The sequence below is a fragment of the Nocardia sp. CNY236 genome (assembly GCF_000482385.1).
Lineage (GTDB): Bacteria > Actinomycetota > Actinomycetes > Mycobacteriales > Mycobacteriaceae > Nocardia.
Window position 1 is genome coordinate 30,563 of sequence record NZ_AXVD01000022.1, and the last position, 22,559, is coordinate 53,121.

At 65.0% G+C, this 22,559-nt stretch carries 19 protein-coding genes; 7 read left to right on the top strand and 12 right to left on the bottom strand.

Going from position 1 to position 22,559, the window contains the following annotated elements:
- Positions 1-44: 44 nt before the first annotated feature.
- The 7 genes from K940_RS0114175 to leuA all read right to left on the bottom strand — a co-directional run bounded on the left by K940_RS0114175 (position 45) and on the right by leuA (position 9,596).
- Positions 45-797 (bottom strand): hypothetical protein, encoded by a 753-nt coding sequence (locus K940_RS0114175; RefSeq protein ID WP_369797507.1) that lies wholly within the window; start codon positions 795-797, stop codon positions 45-47.
- 573 nt (positions 798-1,370) lie between these two features.
- Positions 1,371-2,081, bottom strand: coding sequence for a type 1 glutamine amidotransferase (locus K940_RS0114185; protein ID WP_028478092.1), 711 nt, complete (start codon positions 2,079-2,081; stop codon positions 1,371-1,373).
- A complete protein-coding gene (locus tag K940_RS0114190; protein WP_028478093.1) occupies positions 2,078-3,316 on the bottom strand; it encodes a MurT ligase domain-containing protein in 1,239 nt (412 codons plus the stop codon). Before K940_RS0114190 ends, K940_RS0114185 begins: the two co-directional genes overlap by 4 nt.
- Before the next feature lie 67 nt (positions 3,317-3,383).
- The gene (locus K940_RS0114195) at positions 3,384-4,025 is read right to left on the bottom strand and encodes a pyridoxamine 5'-phosphate oxidase family protein (protein ID WP_028478094.1); all 642 of its coding nucleotides are present in this window, start codon (positions 4,023-4,025) and stop codon (positions 3,384-3,386) included.
- Between the two features lie 78 nt (positions 4,026-4,103).
- Positions 4,104-5,873 (bottom strand): FAD-dependent oxidoreductase, encoded by a 1,770-nt coding sequence (locus K940_RS0114200; protein WP_231390375.1) that lies wholly within the window; start codon positions 5,871-5,873, stop codon positions 4,104-4,106.
- Between the two features lie 94 nt (positions 5,874-5,967).
- The gene (locus K940_RS0114205; RefSeq protein ID WP_231390377.1) at positions 5,968-7,515 is read right to left on the bottom strand and encodes a MinD/ParA family protein; all 1,548 of its coding nucleotides are present in this window, start codon (positions 7,513-7,515) and stop codon (positions 5,968-5,970) included.
- Between the two features lie 287 nt (positions 7,516-7,802).
- Positions 7,803-9,596, bottom strand: coding sequence for a 2-isopropylmalate synthase (gene leuA, locus K940_RS0114210; protein WP_028478097.1), 1,794 nt, complete (start codon positions 9,594-9,596; stop codon positions 7,803-7,805).
- A gap of 266 nt (positions 9,597-9,862) precedes the next feature.
- Here leuA and K940_RS0114215 point away from each other — a divergent pair, with 266 nt between their 5' ends.
- From K940_RS0114215 to K940_RS28330, 4 genes are all read left to right on the top strand, one after another.
- Positions 9,863-10,630, top strand: a complete 768-nt coding sequence (locus K940_RS0114215) for a sulfite exporter TauE/SafE family protein (protein ID WP_028478098.1) — start codon at positions 9,863-9,865, stop codon at positions 10,628-10,630.
- Positions 10,631-10,701: 71 nt separating this feature from the next.
- Positions 10,702-12,333, top strand: a complete 1,632-nt coding sequence (locus K940_RS0114220) for an alpha/beta fold hydrolase (protein ID WP_081706362.1) — start codon at positions 10,702-10,704, stop codon at positions 12,331-12,333.
- A 67-nt stretch (positions 12,334-12,400) separates the two neighbouring features.
- Positions 12,401-14,029 carry a GMC family oxidoreductase gene (locus K940_RS0114225; protein ID WP_081706363.1) on the top strand — a complete coding sequence of 543 codons (1,629 nt, stop codon included), beginning with the start codon at positions 12,401-12,403 and terminating at the stop codon, positions 14,027-14,029.
- 91 nt (positions 14,030-14,120) lie between these two features.
- The gene (locus K940_RS28330; protein WP_051407189.1) at positions 14,121-14,975 is read left to right on the top strand and encodes a hypothetical protein; all 855 of its coding nucleotides are present in this window, start codon (positions 14,121-14,123) and stop codon (positions 14,973-14,975) included.
- 91 nt (positions 14,976-15,066) lie between these two features.
- Here the strand turns inward: K940_RS28330 and K940_RS0114235 are convergent, their stop codons facing one another.
- Both K940_RS0114235 and K940_RS0114240 read right to left on the bottom strand, forming a co-directional pair.
- Complete coding sequence (locus K940_RS0114235) at positions 15,067-15,525, bottom strand: SRPBCC family protein (RefSeq protein ID WP_028478101.1); 459 nt, start codon at positions 15,523-15,525, stop codon at positions 15,067-15,069.
- 290 nt (positions 15,526-15,815) lie between these two features.
- Entirely contained in the window at positions 15,816-16,007 is a 192-nt protein-coding gene (locus tag K940_RS0114240) for a DUF1918 domain-containing protein (RefSeq protein WP_028478102.1), read from the bottom strand.
- 207 nt (positions 16,008-16,214) lie between these two features.
- Between K940_RS0114240 and K940_RS0114245 the strand changes: the two genes are divergently transcribed.
- From K940_RS0114245 to K940_RS0114255, 3 genes are read left to right on the top strand one after another with little or no spacing between them, the layout of a single operon-like run.
- Positions 16,215-17,480 carry an aspartate kinase gene (locus K940_RS0114245; protein ID WP_028478103.1) on the top strand — a complete coding sequence of 422 codons (1,266 nt, stop codon included), beginning with the start codon at positions 16,215-16,217 and terminating at the stop codon, positions 17,478-17,480.
- A gap of 3 nt (positions 17,481-17,483) precedes the next feature.
- Complete coding sequence (locus K940_RS0114250) at positions 17,484-18,518, top strand: aspartate-semialdehyde dehydrogenase (RefSeq protein ID WP_028478104.1); 1,035 nt, start codon at positions 17,484-17,486, stop codon at positions 18,516-18,518.
- Between the two features lie 52 nt (positions 18,519-18,570).
- Positions 18,571-19,500, top strand: a complete 930-nt coding sequence (locus tag K940_RS0114255; protein WP_028478105.1) for an aminotransferase class IV — start codon at positions 18,571-18,573, stop codon at positions 19,498-19,500.
- A 65-nt stretch (positions 19,501-19,565) separates the two neighbouring features.
- On the opposite strand, the gene K940_RS0114260 is transcribed toward K940_RS0114255, so the two are convergent.
- The 3 genes from K940_RS0114260 to K940_RS28340 form a co-directional block, all read right to left on the bottom strand.
- A complete protein-coding gene (locus K940_RS0114260; RefSeq protein WP_028478106.1) occupies positions 19,566-20,915 on the bottom strand; it encodes a serine hydrolase in 1,350 nt (449 codons plus the stop codon).
- Between the two features lie 93 nt (positions 20,916-21,008).
- Complete coding sequence (gene nfi, locus K940_RS28335) at positions 21,009-21,701, bottom strand: deoxyribonuclease V (RefSeq protein ID WP_036528627.1); 693 nt, start codon at positions 21,699-21,701, stop codon at positions 21,009-21,011.
- A gap of 147 nt (positions 21,702-21,848) precedes the next feature.
- The gene (locus K940_RS28340) at positions 21,849-22,541 is read right to left on the bottom strand and encodes a pyridoxamine 5'-phosphate oxidase family protein (protein WP_028478107.1); all 693 of its coding nucleotides are present in this window, start codon (positions 22,539-22,541) and stop codon (positions 21,849-21,851) included.
- Positions 22,542-22,559: the final 18 nt, after the last annotated feature.

Consider the following 22,559-nt stretch of genomic DNA (forward strand, 5'->3'; position numbering starts at 1 on the left):
CCTCGCGCGAGCGTCACGTGCGCGGGGCGACCGTGCAGCTGGGTTCAGATTTCCACGCGGGACCAGGTCAGGCGGGGAAATCGGGTGCGGTTGTCATTGACCCATTCCCAGATGAGGGCTGCGACGATGGCAGGGTCGGGTACTGTCGTCGCGAAGTGCTTACCGGCAGAACCGTCCCGGTACTCGAGCAGATAGGTACCGGAGTCGTCACGGTAGGTCTGAATGTAGAACTGTTCGCTGCGCTCGACGACCAAATATGGATTCGGCGGACTCAATGCCGGAACCCATTGTTCGGCCAGCGTTTTGGTCACATACGGGAATGTGCCGGCACCGCCGTGGGTGACCGTGGCCCGGACGTGCCCGGCAGGATCGATCAGCCAGTCCAGTTGCGGGTCGTAGACGGCGTAGTCCAGTGGTGTGGCGAGCTCGAACAGCAGCTGGCGGACGAAGCCGATCGCGTCGTGGGGGCAGGGCACATACAGCATCGTGCCCGTGGCGGCGCCGCCGACCGGGACGGCGAGAAAGCTGTCTTCAGCCGGAAACTCCGTGTTGCGCCGGTTCAACTCGGCCGCGATCTGCGCGACTGTCACCGATTCGGGGCTGCCATTCTGCGTGCCCAGGTAGGCATCGACCTGTGCGCTCGACGACGCAACGCCGGACGGCAGCAAGATGTGCTCATAGCTCACCTGGGCCAGGGTACGGAATCGCATACGCGCGACGACGGACCGTGCCGCCTTCGGTGCACCGGCAGCCGCCCGCGAGGTCTCGGCAGTCGATGACGAAAGCGTGCCGCGCATGGGCGGAGTCGAAGCACTGCTCGGTGCACTCGGCGATCCGGCCCGCATGCACGATGAGGGTTCCATGGCAGTGGTCTGACGCGGATTCGCAGGATGAGCAACCTGGTGTACGCATGTGACCTCCTGGCGAGATCGGAGTCGTGGTGTGGTGATCCCACTCACGGCGAGGTGCACTGGGATCGAGTTCCGGGGTGTCACCGCTATCTCTGGCCAATTCGCAATCATGCCGCAACCTATCGATTTCGTCAGTATGGCATACCGTGATCTAACGAAACAATGTACTTCTACGTGTGAAAATGGCGGAGAAGCTAGCGGGGCTCAAGCGCTTGTCTCGCGAGGTCAGCTGGGTGCTACTCGGTTCAGCCAACTTATAGCGACTATTTGGCAACATTTGGTCGTGGCGGACAGTGCTCGGTTGGCGCCGGCCCTGGAACAGCATTCGAGAACAGTCCCGGCGGCGATCCCCGGGGCGAGGGCGCACTGCACGGCATCGACCGTGCCCATGCGACAGGCCGCACGATCACCGGTCGGTCGATGTTCGTGCGGCTCGATGTTCGTGCGGCTGGGGTGTGCTCAGGCGCGCAGGCGCTCGCGGCGAAGTCGCTCGACTTCGGGGAGGTCGAGCGGGGTCAACTGCGCAACGCCCAGCGTCCGCATCAGCAGCAGATCGGCGAGTTCGGGATTGCGGGCCAGCGCGGGGCCGTGCATGTAGGTCCCGATCACCGAACCCTGGACCACACCCTCCAATCCGTCGTCCACGCCGTTGCCGACCCCGCGGGTGACCCGGGCGAGACCCGTTGCTTCACCGCCGAGTTTGGTCCCACCACGGTGGTTTTCGAATCCGGTGAGCCTTGCGCTGAGCCCAGTCAGAAGCGGCGTGCTGGTCACTTCGCCGATCGCGCGCTCGGGCTGCGGTGAGGTGGTGACGTCGATCAAACCGACGCCGTCCACTCGTTCGCCCGCCGAGGTTTCATACCACTGGCCGAGGACTTGGATCGCCGCGCAGATCGCCAAGACCGGGGCGCCGTTGGCGGCCGCCCGTTGCAACCCGGGGTGTCGCTGCAGGTGCCGGGTGGCCAGGCGCTGCGCGGAGTCCTCGGCGCCACCGAGAGTGTAGATGTCCAGTGAATCGGGCACCGGCTCCGACAACGTGATGTCGATGATTTCGGCGGCGTAGCCGCGCAGCCGTAGCCGCTGGCGCAAGACGACCGCATTGCCGCCGTCGCCGTAGGTGCCCATGACATCCGGCAGGACCACGCCGATCCGAATGGTCGACTCGCTCATGCTGCCCGCTCCTCCAGCTGCGCGGTGAGATCCCGAAACGCGGTGTAGTTCGCCAGCACCTCGACATGGCCCTGCGGGCACGACGCGATCGCGGCCAGCGGGTCCGGCACCATGGTGTGCTCGACACCCGCGTAGGTGAGTCGCACCGCGAGGTCGGTGGCACGTTCGCCGGCCGCGACCACCTGGAGGCCTTCGAAGTGCTCGAACCGCACGTCCCACAGCCAGGACAGATCCTCCCCGTCGGGCACTTGGCCGTTCACCGCGATCACCAGTCCGGCCGAGGTCGGCTCGATCATCGACAGCGCTTCCTGCCACCCTGCCGGGTTCTTTGCCAACAACAGCCGCGCGTCGTGCTCGTCGAGTCGCACCGTCCGGTACCGGCCCGCGATCTCGCGCACTGTACCGGCCGCCGACGCCGCCTGCTCGGCGTCGGCGCCCAGCGCGACGGCGGCGGCCACCGCCTGCGCGGCATTGCCACGATTGGCACGGCCGGGCAAGGCGAGCCGCAACGGGATGCGCAGGGCTTCTGGACCGACCAACTCGTCTCCGTCGAGCCACCACTGCGGTTCGGGCCGTTGGAAATCCGCACCGGTGCTGCGCCAGTGCGTGCCCTCCCAGACGATCGGTTCGCCGCTGCGTGGGCAACTGGTGGCGTCCATTGCCCAGCCGCTGCCCGCGGACACCCATACCACTGTGGGATGGTCGTAGGCTATCGAGGTGACCAGCACGTCGTCGCAGTTCGCGACGACCACCGTCGTCGGGTGCTTCGCCAAGCCCGCGCGCAGCTTGCGCTCGATCATGTTGATCTCACCGACGCGGTCGAGTTGGTCGCGGCTGAGGTTGAGCAATACCACTGCGGAGGGGTTCAAGGAGTCCGCGACGTGCGGTAAGTGCAGTTCGTCCACTTCGATCGCGGCCAGCGGCGCCCCGCGGTGCGCATCGAGCGCGGCGACGATGCCGGCGTCCATGTTGGCGCCGTCGGCTTGGGTCGCGACCGCACCCAACCTGCCGAGCGCCGCGGCGGTCATTCGGGTGGTGGTGGACTTGCCGTTCGTTCCGGTCACCAATACCGTGCGCCGTCCTCGCCCGAGCTGGTCCATGACCGTCGGATCGATCTTCAACGCGATCAGGCCGCCGATCATCGAACCTCTGCCGCGACCCGCTTTCTGCGAGGCCCACGCCGCCGCGGCCGCCGCTGCCAGCGCGAGCCGTCCGCGCACCGATATGTCTGCCACGTCGCGAGTCTATGTTCGTCCGGCGACCGGGCGCGCGGTGGCGTCGGCGACGCGCACCGGACGCTGCTCAGTCGCGATAGAGCTTGGCCTGATAGTTCGCCGGCGAGTAGTAGCGTTCCAACTCTTCTACCGTCTCGGTGACATTCGTGTTTAGGTCTTTGACCAGCCGGGCATGGCTGGGCAAGGTGTCCTGCGGCCACTTCTCCGGTTCCCACAGATGGCTGCGAATGAACGCTTTGGCGCAGTGCAAGTAGACCTCTTCGACGTCTACTTCGACCGCCAGAATGGGCCGGTGGCCTCGCACCACCATGTCGTCGAAATACGGCGCGTCGCGGATCAGCCGGGCCCGGCCGTTGATGCGTAGCGTCTCACCGCGGCCTGGGATCATGAACAGCAGGCCGATGTGTGGGTTGGTCAGGATGTTGAAATACCCGTCGGCGAGCCGGTTTCCCGGACGTTCCGGGATTGCAAGGGTGGTGTCGTCGAGTACCCGCACGAAACCCACGGGATCGCCCTTCGGGGAGGCGTCACAGGTGCCGTCTTTGCTGCTGGTGCTCATCACCACGAATGGAGTGTTCGCGATCCACTCCCGATCTCTGGCGTGCAGACTGCTGCGCTTCTTCGTGGCCACCCGGGGCGTGACGTCCCCGAGTAGCCGCCGCAGTGCTGCTGGGTCGCTGATCTCGTTCGGGAGGGCGTTGTCAGGCATGCTCACGATTCAAACACCGTTGGGGTTGTGGTCGCGAGAACCTGCCGTCACAGGTGGATATCCATTCCTGGCGGCGGATCAGATCGGGACGTCGAATTGGTTCGATTGTCCGGCCGCGTAGCGGTCGGCGTCGATCCTGCGCAAGGGTTCCAGTTCCGGCGCGCGATACAAGGTGAACGTCCGGCAGCGCTGCGCGTTCGACCCTGCGACGTCCAGCAAAGCGTTCACCGCCATGCGTGCCGACTCGTTGGCCCCCTCCATGGTGGCCAAGTCGACGTTCGTGCGCACATAGTCACCTGCCAGAAACAGGTTCTCGAATTCACCGTGCGGCTGTGGCCGGCACTCCCACGAACCGGCTGTGTTGATCAGCAGCTGGTCGGCGTTGGTATTACGTGCGAGACCCGCCTGCCAGGTGATGGCTGGATCGAGGAACCAGGAGTGCAGGTCGGCATCGCGCAGCAGCTCGCCGTGATCATTCAGGTGCGCGGTGATCTGCGCCCAGACCTCACGCGCGATTTCTTCGTGGGTGCATTCCACGGCTGGTTTGCCGAACACCATGCCAGGAGTGTTCCAGTCGGAGATGTCGACCGACAGACAATCCTGCACGGTACCGTCGCCGAACCCCGTGAACTCGTCTCGCCACAGCTGATTCTGGCTGATCGACGTGAGCGACCACGGGGCGTCGATATAGGCGGTATGGCCGCGTGAGATGTCGATCGGTCTGCGCAGATAGAACTGGATGCCGTTCATCCAGTCGGTGAAGAGCCGGTCCATCGCAGCCAATTCGGGCGCGACGGCCAGGATCTGCGGCGACCACAATGCGCGTGCTCGTTCGGCCGGCAGCGCCACCACGAAGTAGTCGGCTTCGACAATGTGCGTGGTGTCGGTTCGGTCCACGATCCGCGCCGCGGTGATCCTGCGACCGCGCACCCGAAGCCCCCGCACTTGGGCGCCGAGCACGAATTCCGCCCCTAGTTCACGTATTCGTCGTATCCATGGATCGATCCATGTCGCGTTGGTCGGGCCGTTCAACACACGATCCAAGTCGCCGTCGCTGCCGATGCCGAGGGGGTTGAGCAGGAACTGTTCGCCCATGGTGCCGATCGTGCGGACACTCGCCACATCGGCTTTGGCGGCGACCATGATGCTGGTCAGAGTATGTGACAGCAGTGCCCGGAATTCGTGTGAGCGCGCGTGGCCACCGACGAAGTCGAGCCAGGACGTGCGTTCCCATTGACCGAGGCGTCGGGCATCGCAGCTGGTACCGAAGACCAGCATGCGCTCGGCAAAGTAGAGCCCTTCCTCGACAGGCATTTTCAGCGCGGTTGCCACTACTGCCCCGAGTGTTTCGCGTACCCGGTCCGGGGTGACGACCACACCGTCGCGCGCACGGAGCGGGATACGGAAATCGTCGCCATTGCGACGTGCGAATCGCGCCTCTGGCACGGCGACGAGATTGTCCCAGACACCATTCGGATTTCCTGGGAACGGGATGCGACGCATGGTGTCCGGCACGTGCCGATAGAAACCCGGAAAGAAACGGAAACCATGTTCACCGGGCAGATCCGGACGCCCGCCCACGCCAGTACCCGGGACTGCGACACTACGAGACTTCCCGCCCCATGCTCGACTCTCGTAGACGGTGACCTGAAAGCCTCGTTCGGCCAGCTCGTGCGCGGCGGTGAGTCCTGCGACACCACCCCCTAGTACCGCAACGCGATTGCCGGTCGGTCGCGCTGCTGCGGGCGCGGGGCTGTGCCCACTTGGCCCACTTGCGGTGAGTACCCCTGCTGCGAAGGTATTTCGAAGCAGCGTTCTACGCGAGACGGTCCAGTGCTTCACTACCACGCCGATCTACTGTCTTGCTCGGGTCCATCGCTCACGCCGCGAGAGTGCCGAGACTGTCCGCAGTGGAACCACCGGTCCTCGTCCGCCGAGTCGATCACATGCCAGGGGGCCCGGGGGGATTGTAGGGATGCTGGGCCAGTGAACTGATGTAGCCGAAATCGTCGGCCACCATCGCGGCCAACTCCAACAGCGCTTGCCGGGTGGGCTTGCTCACCAGTTCCAGATCGATCTCCGCGCCTTCGGCGAGGTGGTCGTCGAAGGGGACCACCTGGACTGCGCGGGTACGGTCGAGGAACAGTTTGCGCAGTTGGTCGAGGTCGACGGTGGACGCTCCCCGGCGAGAAGCATTGACCACGACGACCGTGCGCTCCACCAGCTTGCTGTAGCCGTGGTGATCGAGCCAATCCAAAGTGGCCGACGCGCTACGCGCACCGTCGATGGCCGGCGAGGTGACCAGCACCAAGGAACTGGCCATGTCCAGCACACCCGCCATCGCAGAGTGCATCAAGCCGGTACCGCAGTCGGTCAGAATGATGTTGTAGAACGACTGCAGGATGCTGAGCGCCTTGCGATAGTCCGCTTCGCTGAATGCCTCCGAGACCGCCGGATCCTGTTCACTGGCGAGCACTTCGAGGCGGCTCGGCGCTTGCGAGGTATGTGCCCGCACATCCGAGTACCTCGTGATGTGATGGTCTTCGAGCAAGTTGCGCACCGTGGAACGAGTCTGGCGTGGTACCCGGTGCGCGAGTGTTCCCAGATCGGGGTTGGCATCGATCGCGATCACCCGATCACCGCGCAGCGACGCGAAGGTGGAGCCGAGCCCGACGGTGGTGGTGGTCTTTCCCACACCGCCTTTGAGAGACAGGATCGCGATCCGGTAATCGCCGCGGACCGGCTGATTCACCCGCTCGACGAGGTCACGGTAGACGACGTCGGCTGCTGATTCACCCGGGTTGATCAGACCGCCGGAGGCCTTGTGCACTGCGCGGCGCCAGCCGCCGCGCGGCGCCCGCCGCACCCGCTTGAGCAAGTTGAGTTCGTTCACCGACTGCCCTGGTGGGCCCGGTTGTTGCCCATGGTGGGGTTGCAACGATTGGGGCTGCATCGGATTCGGTTCGCCCGCCCAGCCCGGTCCCTGCTGCATACCCCCTGCGGGCGGACCCGCCGGCGAGGGCGTCGTGGGTGGTGGCGGGGGTTGATAGCCGAGGGGTTGTTGCGGCGGCGTCGGCGGGGGTGGCGGCGCCCAACTGTAGATCGGTCCACCGGGAGGGTGATCCGGCTGCGGTGCAGTCGGTTCCGGGTGTACGGGCTCTACCGGCACGCGCCGTACCATGCCGTCGCTACCGATTTCTTGGCGGTATTCGGCGTAACCGGCGGGCGCTCCCGGGTTGTCCGGTGACGGTGGTGGATAGGTCCCCGGATTCTGCGGGCCATACGCTCCGTACGGTTCGGTCGGGCTGTACGGAGCGGGATTGTAAGGGGGCTGTGGGAATCCGACGCTCGGTGGGTATACCGTGGTTTGATCAGGCGGACCCTGCAGGTCCGGTTGAGCGGCCCGCGGTTCTGGGTGCGTCGGCTCGATCGCCCCGGGGTCGTTCGCCTCCACAGCGCCGCCTTGCTGCTCGATTGCCGGTTCGGTCATGGCGGAGGGCGCCGACCCCGCCTCGGTGATATCGGCCGTGTCCACTGGATGATTCGGCAGCCAGGGCGGCGAGGCCAGGTTGTGATCGTTCGTTGTCACGGTTCCCCCATCTGCTCGGGAGTTCGAGCAGAGAGCTCGGCGCTTGGAGTGCGAATCAACGCTAGCATGGGGTCCGCAGCGTCGTGTCGTGGTAGGCGCGCCAACCCCAGTGCGACACGCCGATCTGGGGGAGCGGCTGCGAGATCGGCAACCGTGATCCCCACAGGCACCTCCAGCGAGATGCCCGTTCAGTGCGCGCGATTCACCGCGGACACTACAGCCCGCAGCGATGCGGTCGTGATCGAGGTGGCAATTCCCACTCCCCACACCACTGTTCCGCCGACCGCGCATTCGACGTACGCCGCCGCCTGTGCATCGTCACCTGCGGACAGAGCGTGTTCGGAATAGTCCAGCACCTGGACGTCGAAGCCGACGGTGGCGATCGCGTCGATGAATGCCGCGAGCGGTCCGTTGCCCTTGCCGGTGATCTCCTGTTCGACGTCGTCCACTTTCACCACCGCGGTGATCGAGTCGACCCCGCCGTCGGTCTCCGATGCGGTGACCTTCTGGCGGATGCGCTCCAGCGGATGGATCGGACTCAGGTACTCCTGATGGAAGACGTCCCACATCTGCTTGGGCGTCACTTCGCCGCCCTCGCCATCGGTGATCTTCTGAATCGCCTGAGAGAACTCGATCTGCAGCCGCCGAGGCAACGCCATTCGATGGTCGGCCTTCATGATGTAGGCGACGCCGCCCTTGCCGGATTGGGAATTGACTCGAATGACCGCCTCGTAGGTGCGGCCGACGTCCTTGGGGTCGATGGGCAGGTAGGGCACTTCCCACACGATGTCGTCGACGTCGGCTCGGGTGGCGTCGGCGCTGGCCTTCATCGCGTCCAAACCCTTGTTGATGGCGTCCTGATGGCTGCCGGAGAACGCGGTATAGACCAGGTCACCGCCGTACGGATGGCGCTCGTGGACCGGCAATTGGTTGCAGTACTCGACAGTGCGCCGGATCTCGTCGATATTGGCGAAGTTGATCTGTGGGTCGACGCCGCGGGAGAACAGGTTCATTCCCAGCGTGACCAGGCAGACATTGCCGGTGCGCTCGCCATTTCCGAACAAGCAGCCCTCGATGCGGTCGGCGCCGGCCTGGAACCCGAGCTCCGCGGCAGCCACCGCGGTCCCGCGGTCATTGTGTGGATGCAGCGACAGCACGATCGCATCTCGGCGCGCCAGATTGCGGCTCATCCACTCGATCGAGTCGGCATACACGTTCGGAGTAGCCATCTCGACAGTTGCGGGAAGATTGATGATCAGTGGCTTGTCCGGTGTCGGCGCGATGATTTCCGAGACCGCGTCGCAGACCTCCTTGGCGTAGGCCAGCTCCGTGCCGGTGTAGGACTCCGGGCTGTATTCGTAGCGCCAGGTGGTATCCGGGTAGCGCTTCTCGATCTCCAGGCACAGTGCGGCGGCATCGGTGGCGATCTTCTTGACCGCCGCGCGGTCTGCGCGGAACACCACCTTGCGCTGGAGCACCGAGGTGGAGTTGTAGAAGTGCACGATCACGTTCTGCGCGCCGGCGCAGGCGGCGAAGGTGCGCTCGATCAGTTCGGGGCGGCACTGGGTCAGTACCTGGATGGTCACGTCATCGGGGATGGCGCCGTCCTCGATGATTTCACGCACGAAATCGAAGTCGGTCTGGCTCGCCGAGGGAAAGCCGACCTCGATCTCCTTGTAGCCCATCCGCACAAGCAAATCGAACATGCGCCGTTTGCGGGCCGGGCTCATCGGGTCGATGAGCGCCTGGTTGCCGTCGCGCAGATCGACCGCGCACCAACCTGGCGCCTGGTCGATGACCCTTTCCGGCCAGGTGCGATCGGGCAGAGTGATCGGCTCGACCTCCTCGGCGAACGGCCGGTAACGGAACGTCGGCATCGAGGAATTCTTTTGCCTGTTCCAGAGAGGTTGGTCGATGGGGGCAGGTTTGCTCGGCGCCGTGATCGCGCGTGTGCCGGATACGTGGGCGTCTGCAGAAAACATGGGGGCTTTCTCCGAGGGTGTGGTTGTTCCCAATGGTCTGGGTCGACCGGCGTGGCAGATCCCCGCGGCAGGAGCCGGTCCGATCAGACCCCGCCGCGGCGGCCGAGAAGAAGTACCCGCTGCATGATGCTGGCGAGTTTACCGTGCCGCCGCAACACCGGGAAGGGCGGTCCTGTCCAGAGGCGACGCGCGACCCGATACCGTTCGGTCGGTAGCGGACCACGCAGGATGGACCCGGGTTGTCACGGGATCTCGAAGGATGGGATATGACCTGGCTGGAGCAACTGGCTGTCTTCGGCGCGGGCATTGCCGCGGGTGGAATCAACACGATCGTCGGTTCGGGAACGTTGGTCACCTTCCCCGTTCTGCTCGCGATCGGGCTGCCTCCGGTCACCGCGAACGTCTCCAATACCGTCGGTCTGGTCCCCGGTGCACTCAGCGCAGTACACGGGTATCGGCGCGAACTCGCCGGTCGGCGAGACCGGTTGCTGCGACTGGGTGCTGCGTCGCTGTTCGGCGGCGTCACCGGCGGGACGCTGTTGCTGGTGCTCGACCCGAATGCGTTCACCGCCATCGTTCCGGTACTCATCATTGCAGCGTTGGGGCTGGTCCTGGTGCAGCCGCGGCTGGCGAGTCGGATCAAGCGGCGGCGGGAGAACGACGGCGCCGCGGTTCCGGAGCACGGTGGCCCCGTCCTTGCCGCTGCGGTCTACGCAACCGGCGTCTACGGCGGATATTTCGGCGCCGCGCAAGGAGTGCTGTTGATCGGGTTGCTCGGCGTCTTCGTGCCCGAGGACATCCAGCGGCTCAATGGAATGAAGAACGCGCTCACACTGATCGTCAATGGGGTCGCTGCGCTGATCTTCATCGTCGTCGCGGAGGTGAACTGGCAGGCCGCGGCATGGATCGCCCTCGGGTCGATCCTCGGGGGGCAGCTCGGTGCGCGGATGGGCAGGCGGATGTCACCGACCATATTACGGGCTGTGATCGTCGGTGTGGGTCTGCTCGCGGTGATTCGACTGGTGACCGGGTGAAGTGTGATGTGACTCTCAGAAGTCACTTTCGATACTTACGGGTGACGACGCCTACGCACGCACGACAGAGGATGAGTTCCGTGCGTAGCTGCAAGCTCCTCCTCGTTGTCGTACTCGCCGGAATGCTACCCGCGGTGAGCGGGTGTGCTGGAGCGCCGCGCCACCACGAGTCCATGATCGCGGACTTGGTCGCACAGGCCGACGCCGTGCCGGCGCCGCGACTGGATTGGGCGCCATGTGGTCGACCGGAGCTGAGCGGTTTGCAGTGTGCGACCGCGGTCGTGCCGGTGGACTACAGCCGTCCTACCGGGGCGACCCTCGATCTGGCGGTCGTTCGGCAGCAGGCCGCCGATGCGCAACGCAGGATCGGTACGGTATTCGCCGCGGCCGCAGGACCGGGCGGCTCCGGCTTGCGTTGGGCCGCCGGCGGCGGTGAGTTGCTCGGCGGCGAGATCGCGCGCCGCTTCGACGTGGTCACGTTCGACCGGCGCGGTATGGGCCGCAGCGGACCGGTCCGTTGTTTTGCGGACGCCGACCAGCAGCGGCAGTTCTGGACCACTGTGCCACTGCCGCCGGTGAATACGCGACAGGAGCGCGCCGCAGCCGACGCGAGTCGTGCACTGGCGGCTGGGTGTGCGGCACACAGCGGCGCACTACTCGGGCACGTGACCACCGTCGACGCCGCCCGCGACCTCGATCTGCTGCGCCGCGCGTTCGGTGAGTCGCAGCTGACCTTTGTGGGTGACTCCGATGCCAGTTATCTGGGCCAGGTGTACGGCGCGCTGTTCGGCGATCGAGTACGCGCCTTGCATCTGAGGTCGATGACGGACCCCGACGCACACACCACCGATACGCGCCGCGCGATCGAGACCACAGCAAGGGCGACCGAGGAGGCGCTCGACGAATTCCTTCGCCTGTGTGCGCAGGCCGGTCGACCGCGGTGCGCCTTCGCCGCCACAGATGCCCAATACGTCGCCGACCTGCAGACACCTGGCGTCGAGGCCGACCCTGCGGTCGATCTGCGTGTGCGCAACGACGCTGTGCTGCGGCGTCTTCAGCAGGCGCCCATCGCCGTCGGAACGCAGGAGCGAACCCGAACGGTCACCTATTCGGAGGCACTGTCGACACATCTGCGCTTGCTGTCCGACGCGCAGGAGGGCTGGCCCGCGTTGGCCGAACTACTCGCTGAACTGGAGCGTGGTCCGGCCGGTAACCCGGACGTCGTGGACGAGATCTTGGCGGCTACGACACAGTCGCTCGATTTCCTCGACTCTTTCATCGCGATCTCCTGCGCGGACAATACGTTCCCCCGTGACCCCGACCAGTGGCCGTCGTTGGCCGGCGATCTCGCAGCCGTCGGTCCGACCTACGGCCCGCTGTGGCTGTACGTACGGCACGCCTGTGCGTCCTGGCCGTCTCCGGCCGAGGGATATCCGCAGCGCTACTCGGGACCCTGGATTCTGCGTTCGGACACGCCTGCGCTGCTGGTCAACAACCAGTTCGATCCGGTGGCTCCGGTGGTCGCCGCGCGGCGCGCACAGCACGAACTGGTGAACGTCAGGCTTGTCGTCGTGGAGGGTGGCTACGGGCACACCGTGCTCGACGACTGCACGCGCAAGCTGCGTGAGCGCTATCTGATCGACCTGCATTTGCCGGCTCCAGGGGCCACCTGCGACGCCGATGCACAGCCTTTCGAGCGGTGAGCACCCCGAAGTCTGTTCACCGAAGGCGAATTCGGTAGTCTGCGCATGCTGGGCAGGATGTTGGAGGATGGTCGGGTTGCGTAGACGCGCCTTGTTTCAGGCGGCGGGCACGGCCGCGCTGCTCGGGGTCATGGGAGCAGGGACCGTTACGAGTCTCGCCGCGACCGACCCGATCTGGGAGGTGTTGTTCCGCGCCTGGGTGCCGGAGATCTTCGCACCGCTTCCCGATCCACCCGAGCACTCACCCGCGATCGTCATCGGTTCCGGCTTCGGCGCTGCGGTGGCTTCGTTGCGGCTGGCGGAGGCGGGGATCGCCACCACCGTGTTGGAACGCGGCTCGCGGTGGCCGAACGATCCGTGGCGAGAGATCTTCACCGGCGACGACCTCCCCGATGGTCGCGGTTTCTGGCACCGCACCACGTTCACCGGCATCACCAAGGTCCCGATGCGGTTCACCACCTTCGGCGGCGTGCTGGATTGCACCCGATACCCGGGTATCGACGTCTGGAGAGCTGCGGCGGTGGGCGGCGGCTCGGTGATCTTCTCCGGTGTCATGGTTGCACCCGAGCGCCGATTCTTCGACCATGTCTTCGCCGGAACCGTCGACTACGACGAGATGGAGCGGGTGTACTACCCGCGGGTGCGGCAGATGCTGCGGTTGAGCCCGATGCCGGCAGACATCTATCACTCCACCCCCTTCGCGCATTCGCGGGTCTGGGACGAGCAGGTGCGTGCGGCCGGCTACCGACCACGGTCGAACGACTCGATCTTCACCTGGGATGTCCTGCGCGCCGAACTGGACGGGACGATGCGGTCCTCGGCCACGGCGGCCAGGAGTAACCTCGGCAACTCCAATGGCGCAAAGTTCGACCTGCTCCAGAACTACTTGAAGTATGCGGAGAACACCGGCCGGTGCGCGATCCATCCCGGTCACCGGGTGGACGCCATCGCCCAGGAGCCGGGCGGGCGCTATACGGTTACAGTGGCGAAGCTGTCGCCAACCGGTGAGGTGTTGGCAACTCGAACTCTCACCTGTGACCGACTCTTTCTCGGCGCCGGTTCGGTGGGCACCTCCGAATTGCTGGTTCGTGCCCAGGCCACCGGGGCGCTTCCGCGGCTGAACGAGCACATCGGCGACGGATGGGGCACCAACGGTGATGTGGTGCTCGCTCGCGGGGCCAGCGCGTTGGCCGGTTACGGCCAAGGGGTGCCCAGTGCCAGTCGGATCTTCGACGAGTCCGGCGCGCCGTTGACTTTGGAGAACTGGTATATCCCGGGCATTCCGTTCGAGACCGGCGCCATTGCGTCGCTCGGCATGGTTCTCGATCCGACCCGAGCCCGGTTCGCCTACGACCGGGCCACGGACAAGGCTGGACTCAGCTGGTCGGTACAGACTCAGAACCGGGTCGTGGCCGCGGCCCGCGATGTGGATCGACGGATCGCCGAACGCGCCGGCGCGCTCATCGATTACGGCGTCCTCGGCTACGACGCCAACGCGTTCTTCACCGCGCATCCCCTCGGGGGAGCAGTACTGGGACGAGCCACCGACAACTACGGGCGGGTACACGGATACCCCGGGCTCTATGTGGTCGATGGTGCGGCGGTGCCCGGCAGCACCGGAACGGTCAATCCATCGCTCACCATCGCCGCGTTGGCGGAACGCAACGTCGAGGCGATCATCCGCACCGGTCGCTGACCGGGCCGGACGGGCGGCGATTCGCGACCTGCGGCGCGCACCGCGCGCAGGCTACTGTCGGCGACACCGTTCGGCGTCGAAGGGATCCGCAGTGTCTTCTCCCATCTCCGGTTCGGGGCTCGACCATGCTCCGCGAGGACTCCGGTCACAGGACTATCCCCGGAAACCGCCCAGGCTGTGGACCGATTTCTTGATGTTGGCATTGGCCATCGTTTCGGTGGGGCTCGTCGTCTGGATCACGCTGTTCCCGGTCGCCGGGCCCACCCGTCATGCAGTCGTCGTCGTCGACTGGTCGCTGTGCGCGGTTTTCGCGGCCGAGTTCCTGTGGCGCTGGCGGCGAGCAGGGTGGCCGTGGACCTTTCCATTCGTCTATTGGTACGAGGTCATCGGCATGATTCCGGTCACCAGCCCACTGTTTCGCGGCTTCCGATTGTTGCGCATCGTGGTGATCGTGGTGCGGCTGGCTCGAGTGGCCGATCGGGCGTTCGGCGACCGGGTGACCGCTGCGGTGGTGAATCGTTTCGTCACGACCATCGTCGACGCCATTCGTCGGCCGATGACCATCGCAGTGATGGACGAGGTGGCGCAGGTACTGCGCACTGGCCACTACACCCGAAACATTGCGGCTGCACTGGAGGTGAACCGTGCCGAGTTGGACGAGATGATCCTCGAACTGATCAAAAGGGACCCCCGTGCAGGGCGGATACGTTACGTTCCGTTCCACGACGAGATCATCCGGTTGATCGCCGACACCACGTTCCGCATCGTGTTCCAGGTTCTGGACGACCCTCGGACCGATGAGCTCGTTTCGGATATCCTGCGCGAAAATATCGACCAGATGCGGGACGCGGTCCGCGACGGTGTACGGATATCGTCGCCTGCGGAAGGATCCGCCACCGCAGACGGAGCCCAGCGCTATCAGCTCGGTGGAGTATCGCGGGCATGACCTCACGGCGTCGCAAATGGCGCACGATATGCTGCCGCGCCGCCGACAATATCACCGCGAAACCGGCGTGACCTTTGTTTATCTGCTATTGCTATAGTGTTTGGAAAGTTTCCGACTCCGGGAATCGCTCGGCGAAATCGATGAAGTTCTCGACCAATTCCTCGTTCGCCTTGCGGAGTGAGCGTTTGAGCAGAAACCCGGGAATCGGGACGGGCAGATAGAAGTCGTGGTGATACCAGACGTCGGCGCCATGGTCGCTGTCGGAAACATCGAACCAGCCGCCGCCCCGGATCCCTCGAGTGCTGTCGGTGACGGTCCAGGAGGATCGTAGATCTGTCCAATCGTATTCCAGCACTTGCAGATCCAAACCACCGAGTAGTTCGGCCTTGATGAAGATTCGTCGGGGTCTGCGCCGGGCATCGCGCGTTGCGACCCGAACATCGCGATAGGTCGGTGACCATTCCGGGATCAATTCGACGGCAGTCAGGGCATTCATGACGTGTTCCGGATCGGCATCGACGAAGAATCGGATGTCTGTTTTTGTGCGCATGGCATACCTCCGACCCCCGTGTGGACACGTCGGCCGATTGTCTCCGCCATTTGTGTGTCCCGTCAACCGACGGGCTGCCACTCGATTGTTGGCTAACCGTATATCGTGTCGTTATCAGCCCGAAATCGGGGATCGGCAACCGAAACAGCCATTTTCGAATGAAGACTTCTTCCATGCGGTATTCGCGCATCCGACGGCTCGATCACCCGGTGACCGGGTGTGCTCCGGGGTGGTCGAGGGTGGCGCTGGGGCACCGCCACAGCGTGTCCAGCGCGATCCGACAAGGCGCCTCAATCCGATGTGGCGGGTTCGACGATTGCGTCGGGCCCGGGATACACCAGCGACTCGTGACCGTCGGAGAAGCGCACCACATACGGCGGCGTCCCGTCCGGTCCGCGGACCTCGATGATCTCCGCCAGGTGATCCACTTCTCCCACAACGTGTCCGTGCACGCAGAGTCGATCTCCTACATGTGCCATCATCCCGCCATTATCGAACGGAGTGCTGTGCGTCACAACTATCCCGGCCGGGCATATGGTCACGGATTCGGTTCGCCTCGCCGAGGCCACGCGTGCGATCGGGAAATGTGGGCAATCGCACAAGCGGGTAGGTACCGCTGAAGCGGTTGTTTCCGGCCGGTAGTCTGAGTGACTGTTATCGGTTTGTTGTCGATCGTGGAGGACCCTGTCGTGGCTCTCGTGGTTCAGAAGTACGGAGGATCCTCGGTGGCGACCGCCGAGCGGATCCGGCGCGTCGCTGAACGGATCGTGGAGACCAAGAAGCAGGGCCACGACGTCGTGGTGGTCTGCTCCGCCATGGGCGATACCACCGACGAGTTGCTCGACCTCGCCCAGCAGGTGGCGCCGGCGCCACCCGCACGAGAGATGGACATGCTGCTCACCTCCGGTGAGCGGATCTCCAATGCGCTGGTCGCCATGGCGATCCATTCCCTGGGCGCGGAGGCGCGCTCGTTCACCGGCTCACAAGCAGGCGTGATCACCACGGGGGCGCACGGCAAAGCAAAGATCATCGACGTCACCCCCGGTCGGGTTCGGGACGCGCTGGACGAAGGCCTCGTCGTGCTGGTCGCCGGATTTCAAGGGGTGAGCCAGGACAACAAGGACGTCACGACTCTGGGGCGCGGGGGCTCCGACACCACGGCGGTCGCGCTGGCTGCAGCGTTGAACGCGGATGTGTGCGAGATCTACACCGATGTGGATGGCGTCTTCACTGCCGACCCCCGAATCGTGCCCGATGCGCAACGGCTCGAGCAGGTCTCCCACGAGGAGATGCTGGAACTGGCGGCATGCGGCGCCAAGGTGCTGATGCTGCGCTGTGTCGAATACGCTCGCCGCTACAACGTGCCCGTGCATGTGCGCTCGTCCTATACCGACAAACGGGGCACCTACGTTTACGGATCGATGGAGGACATCCCCTTGGAGCAAGCAATCCTCACTGGCGTCGCGCACGACCGCAGCGAGGCCAAGGTGACTGTGGTCGGGCTGCCGGACGAACCCGGGTATGCGGCCAAGATGTTCCGCGCCGTCGCCGACGCGGAGATCAATATCGACATGGTCCTGCAGAACATCTCGAAGGTCGAGACCGGAAAGACCGATATAACCTTCACGTTGCCGAAGACGGACGGCGCTCGCGCGGTCGAGATGTTGACCACCCGCCAAGCCGAGATCGGCTTCTCCGAGGTGCTCTACGACGATCACATCGGGAAGGTCTCGTTGGTCGGTGCGGGGATGAAGAGCCACCCCGGTGTCACTGCCACGTTTTGTGAGGCCCTGGCCAACGCGGGGGTGAACATCGACCTCATCTCCACGTCCGAGATTCGGATCTCGGTGTTGGTCAAGGACTCGGAACTGGACGAGGCGGTCAAGGTACTACACAACGCCTTCGACTTGGGCGGAGACGAGGTCGCGGTGGTCCACGCGGGAACGGGGCGTTAGGTCGTGGGTATGCGTGTAGGAGTAGTCGGGGCGACCGGTCAGGTCGGCGCCGTGATGCGCGAGTTGCTGGAACAGCGCGAGTTCCCCGCCGACGCAGTGCGTTTTTTCGCGTCACCGCGCTCGGCCGGCACGACCCTGCCCTGGCGTGGTATCGACATCGTGGTCGAGGATGCCGCCACCGCTGATCCCTCCGGGCTCGACATCGCACTGTTTTCTGCGGGCGCAACCATGTCGCGCGTGCAGGCTCCGCGTTTCGCCGATGCAGGCGTCACGGTGATCGACAACTCATCGGCATGGCGCAAGGACCCGACGGTGCCGTTGGTGGTCAGCGAGGTCAACCTCGAGCAGGCTCGCAATCCGGCCAAGGGCATCATCGCGAATCCGAACTGCACCACCATGGCCGCTATGCCCGTGCTCAAGCCGTTGCACGACATCGCCGGGCTGCGTCGCCTCATCGTCTCCAGCTACCAAGCAGTCTCCGGTAGTGGTTTGGCCGGTGTCGCAGAGCTGGCAGGTCAGGCGCGCGCGGTGATCGACGATGCCGAAAAGCTCACGCATGACGGCCGCGCTGTCACGTTTCCCTCGCCCAACAAGTACGTTGCGCCGATCGCGTTCAATGTGCTGCCACTGGCAGGCTCCCTGGTCGATGACGACTCCGGTGAGACCGACGAGGATCAGAAGCTGCGCAACGAGAGCCGCAAGATTCTCGGCATTCCGGATCTCGCGGTGAGCGGGACCTGCGTGCGGGTGCCGGTCTTCACCGGCCACTCACTGTCGGTGAACGCCGAATTCGCGCAACCGCTTTCGGTCGAGCAGGCCACCGAGCTGTTGATCGAAGCTCCTGGCGTGCAGGTGGTGGATGTGCCGACTCCGCTGGCGGCAGCGGGCATCGATGATTCGCTTGTCGGTCGCATCCGTCGAGACCCCGGTGTCCCCGACGGCCGCGGTCTCGCACTGTTCATCTCTGGGGACAATCTGCGGAAAGGCGCAGCTCTCAATGCCATTCAGATCGCTGAAGGCCTACTCGGCAGCAACTGATATCGCTCCGACTGGAGCGATATCCCCGTCGGCGAGCTGCTAGCCTACGCCGATGGCGAACCCGCATCCCTACGTGTATTTCGGCGATCAGATCGTGGCAGCCGAGGCAGCTACGCTCGGTGTCGCATCGTCGGCTGTGCTGTACGGGCTGAGCGTCTACACCGTGTTCCCCGTGCACGTGGATGCGGGGGCTGCGTCTCCCGCGCCCACTGCGTTCCGGCTGGACGACCACTACCGGCGGCTCGAGGAATCCTGCAAGATCATTGGGATCGATCAGTTCACGCAGGAGTGGGATTTCGGTCGGTTCCGTACTGCGGTATCGACATTGATCGCCCAGAATGCCCCGCGGACGGATGTCTTCGTGCGCGCCACCGTGCACGTGGTGGAGTCCATTCCCGGCACCCGAGTGCGGGGATGTGCGATCGCGGTGAGCATGTTCGTCTACGACGCGGTGCCGATCGTGCCGCAGGACGGCATGCGTTTGAAGTCGAGCCCGTGGAGAAGGATCCCGGACAATGCGATTCCTTCTCGTGCCAAGGTCAATGGCGCCTACGTGAATTCGGTGCTGGCGAAGCAGGACGCCATCGACAGTGGCTACGACGACTGTGTATTCCTCGACGGCAACGGGCACGTCTGTGAACTGAGCGCCGCCAATATCTTCCTGGTGCGCAACGGTACGCTCATCACTCCCGACGTGTCCTGTGACATTCTCGATGGCATCAACCGCAGGACCGTGCTGACCTTGGCGACCGAGGACGGAATTCCGGTCGTCGAACGCACCGTGGATCTCACCGAGCTGTATATTGCCGACGAAGTGTTCGTCACCGGCACCTCGTCCGGCGCGGCGCCGGTCGTCGAGGTGGACGGCCGTCTGGTCGCCGACGGTATCCCGGGCCCGATCTCACAGTCGCTGCGCAAGCGCCACCACGCCGCGTTGCGCACCGACGACGTGCATGGCTGGGTCACCGAGTTGACCGCATAGCCCCACGACACAGTGCATTCCGGATGGGGTTGTGCACCGCGGCCGTGCGGTGCGCTCCGTGCCCCTCAGCGGATGCCCGGGGTGCGCGGGTCGGATCCCAGGCAGCCGACGACGACGCAACCGGGCGGAATATCCCGAAACGGGGGGGCCAGAGGGTAGTTCAGGCATGCGAACACGGTGCAGTCAGGATAGGCGGCCGGGCCGATGCCGAATGCTGCCGCCAGGATATCCAGGTCGACGTATGCGCGTGCGTCCAGTCGTGCGGGCTGCTCGACGTACGGGCCGGGGTCGGGCATCGGTGGTGTGTCGAACGCGTCGAACACTTTGCGGAAGAACTCGTGGGGCAATTCCCGGGTGTTGGTTGCGACGCCCGCCGGGCCTTGACTGCTGACATTGCCGAAGACGCCCGTCCATATCACCGTGAGGTCCAGACTCGGGATGACGAAGACGTTCTGCAGCCCGAGTCCGGACATGGAGTAGGCGTCGGCGGGCAAGAAGTCGGCGTTCTGGCCGCAACCCGGTCCGATCCAGAACAGGTATCCGTAGCACGGGTTGCTGGTCGAGGGCGTGCGAGCCTGTCGCAGGTAGTTGTCGGAGACGATCTGCCGCGCACCCCACTGCCCCTCGTTGCTCACCAGCAGCCCCAGCTTGGCGAAGTCTTTCGGCGGAATCATGAGATGTGCATAGCCGTAGGTGTTCCCGGCGCGGTCGCGAGCCCAGTAGTAGTCGCTGCGCATAATTCCGAGCGGCGCGAACAGTTCACGGTGCGCGAACTGCTGTAGCGGTTCCGCGACGGCGAGTTCGACGACGTAGGCCAGCAGATCGACCGCCCGCTGGCTGTAGCCGAACACAGTGCCCGGCGGATCGATCAGCGGCATGCCGAGCGCTTGTACCGCACTGTGCGGGTCGATCGGGATGACGCCGGTGATGCCTTCGGTCAAGACGCCGACTTGCAAACCCGAACTCTCGGTGAGCAGGTTCGCCACCGTGATCGAGCGGTGCTCGTTGCTGCCGAGTCCGGCGGGTAGATACCGTCCGATCGGTGCATCGAGATCAAGGTTCCCTTGGTCCCAAGCGATTCCGGCGAGCAGGGAGACGATACTTTTCGTCGCACTCCAGATGTTCCACGCGACATCGTCGGTCCGATCGTTCGTCAAACCCTCGGCGATCAAGCAATTGTGCCGAAAGACTTGCACATTGCGGCGATTGCGTTCGGCTGCGAAGGCCATCGCCTCGTGGAGCAGGTCGGAATCCAGTCCTACCTGTTCCGGTTGTGCCCGCTGCGGTTCTCGGCCCGAGGTGACCGCGCACCGCGGAGATTCGACGGGTCCGGCATCCGCACTGGTGACGAAGAGGTTGCCGAGCACGAGCGAGGCTGCGATCACTCCCACGACGAACCCACCGAATCGCCCCATGTCTGCGAGGTTAGCGCTGCCGGGCGTCGAATTCTCGGGAACGGGCGAGCGCGTTGCGGTTCATCGTGGCCGTACCGTTCCCGTGCTCGGCCGCTACGTCGGTGTCGACGTGTCGGCTGCGAGTACGTCTCGAGCCAATCGGTCGGCCACCCTCGTGGTCTCCGGCAGCCGATAGCGGGGCGCAGCTGCCAGTACTCGCTGGCACGCCGTATCCAGATCGATTCGGTGGCCCACGGATACGAAAACCGGCTTGATCCCGGTCTGCGTACGCAACGCCCGCCCTACGTGCTCACCCTCGAATTGCAGTGGCGCACTGTCGCCTCGATTCCGACCCGGTGGATCGAAGGTGCCGACGAATGCTGTTTTACCGACACCTATGCTGGGCAGTCCGGTCAGCACCCCGATGTGGCACGCGAGCCCGAACCGGCGCGGGTGGGCGATGCCGTATCCATCGCACATCACCAGATCTGGGGTGACCGACAGCTGCTCCAGCGCGTGCACCAGTGTCGGGAGCTCTCGAAATGCGAGCAAACCCGGGATATACGGAAACGCCACCGTCCCGGTGGCCGTGGCCTGGTCGACCACGGTCGACGTCCTCGCATCCAGCACGACCACGGCGGCAGCGACACGGTCGGATTCGGTCGCATAGGCCACATCCATTCCCGCGATCGTCTCGGGTTGTGTTGGGGGACCCGTGTCCTGGTTCACCAGCGGCCGGAGCTGGTTCTGGATCTGCAACGCCTCGTGCTCGTCGGCAGGCCATGAGTGTGGGACCGATATTCGCATAGCCACCGCCTTCAGGCGCCGAATTGTCGCTCGATCGTATGTTCGTCGTTCGTCGCCATCGTATGCGCTCCGCTCGGATTCGGAGGAATCGGTGGATCGGCGAGCGCGAACGCCGCACCGACCCCGGGGTCGGCCCTGCCTCACCGGTCAGTGCGTGGGCAACGGTCCCGGTTCGCCCCGGTGTCGGACGTCGTCGGGGACGGTGATGCCGGCCGCGAGATCGTCGGCGTCGATCGGCGGGTCCCACACCTGGCGTATCGGAAGCACACCAGCCCACACACCCCCTGTTGCGACGTCCATGTCGTCGTCTTTGGGACCCCCGGTTCGAACCTTGACCGACGCTTCGGTGAGCTCGAGGGCCAGCACCTTGGTGGCAGCCAGTTCCTTCGTGGTCGGTGGTCGGACTCGAGACCAGGAGCCGGGCGCTGCGTGTTCGGTGACGATGCGTAGTCCATGCAGTTGCTCGGCGTGGTCGGTTACCTCCACAGCGCGTCCGAGAACAACGGCGCAACGATAGTTCATCGACAGATGTGCCGCAGCCCGCGCGTACACCACGCCATCGACCAGCGTCACTGCCACCGAGATGTCGTGCGCGAGCGCCGCACGCAGGTTTCCGGCTCCGGTCGAGCCGTGCAAGTAGAGCGTGTCGCCGTCGCGTCCGTACACGGTCGGCAGCACCACCGGTGTGTCGCCCAGCAACACGCCCATGTGGCAGACCAGTCCGGCGTCGAGTACCGCGTCCAAGTCGGCGCGGTCGGTTCGTGCCCGTTCCCGTAGCCGGGTCGGCGTACTGCGGGGCGTCGGGGACAGGGGAACTCGTGAGCTGGCCGATGTGGTCATATGCTCAGACTCGGCCCA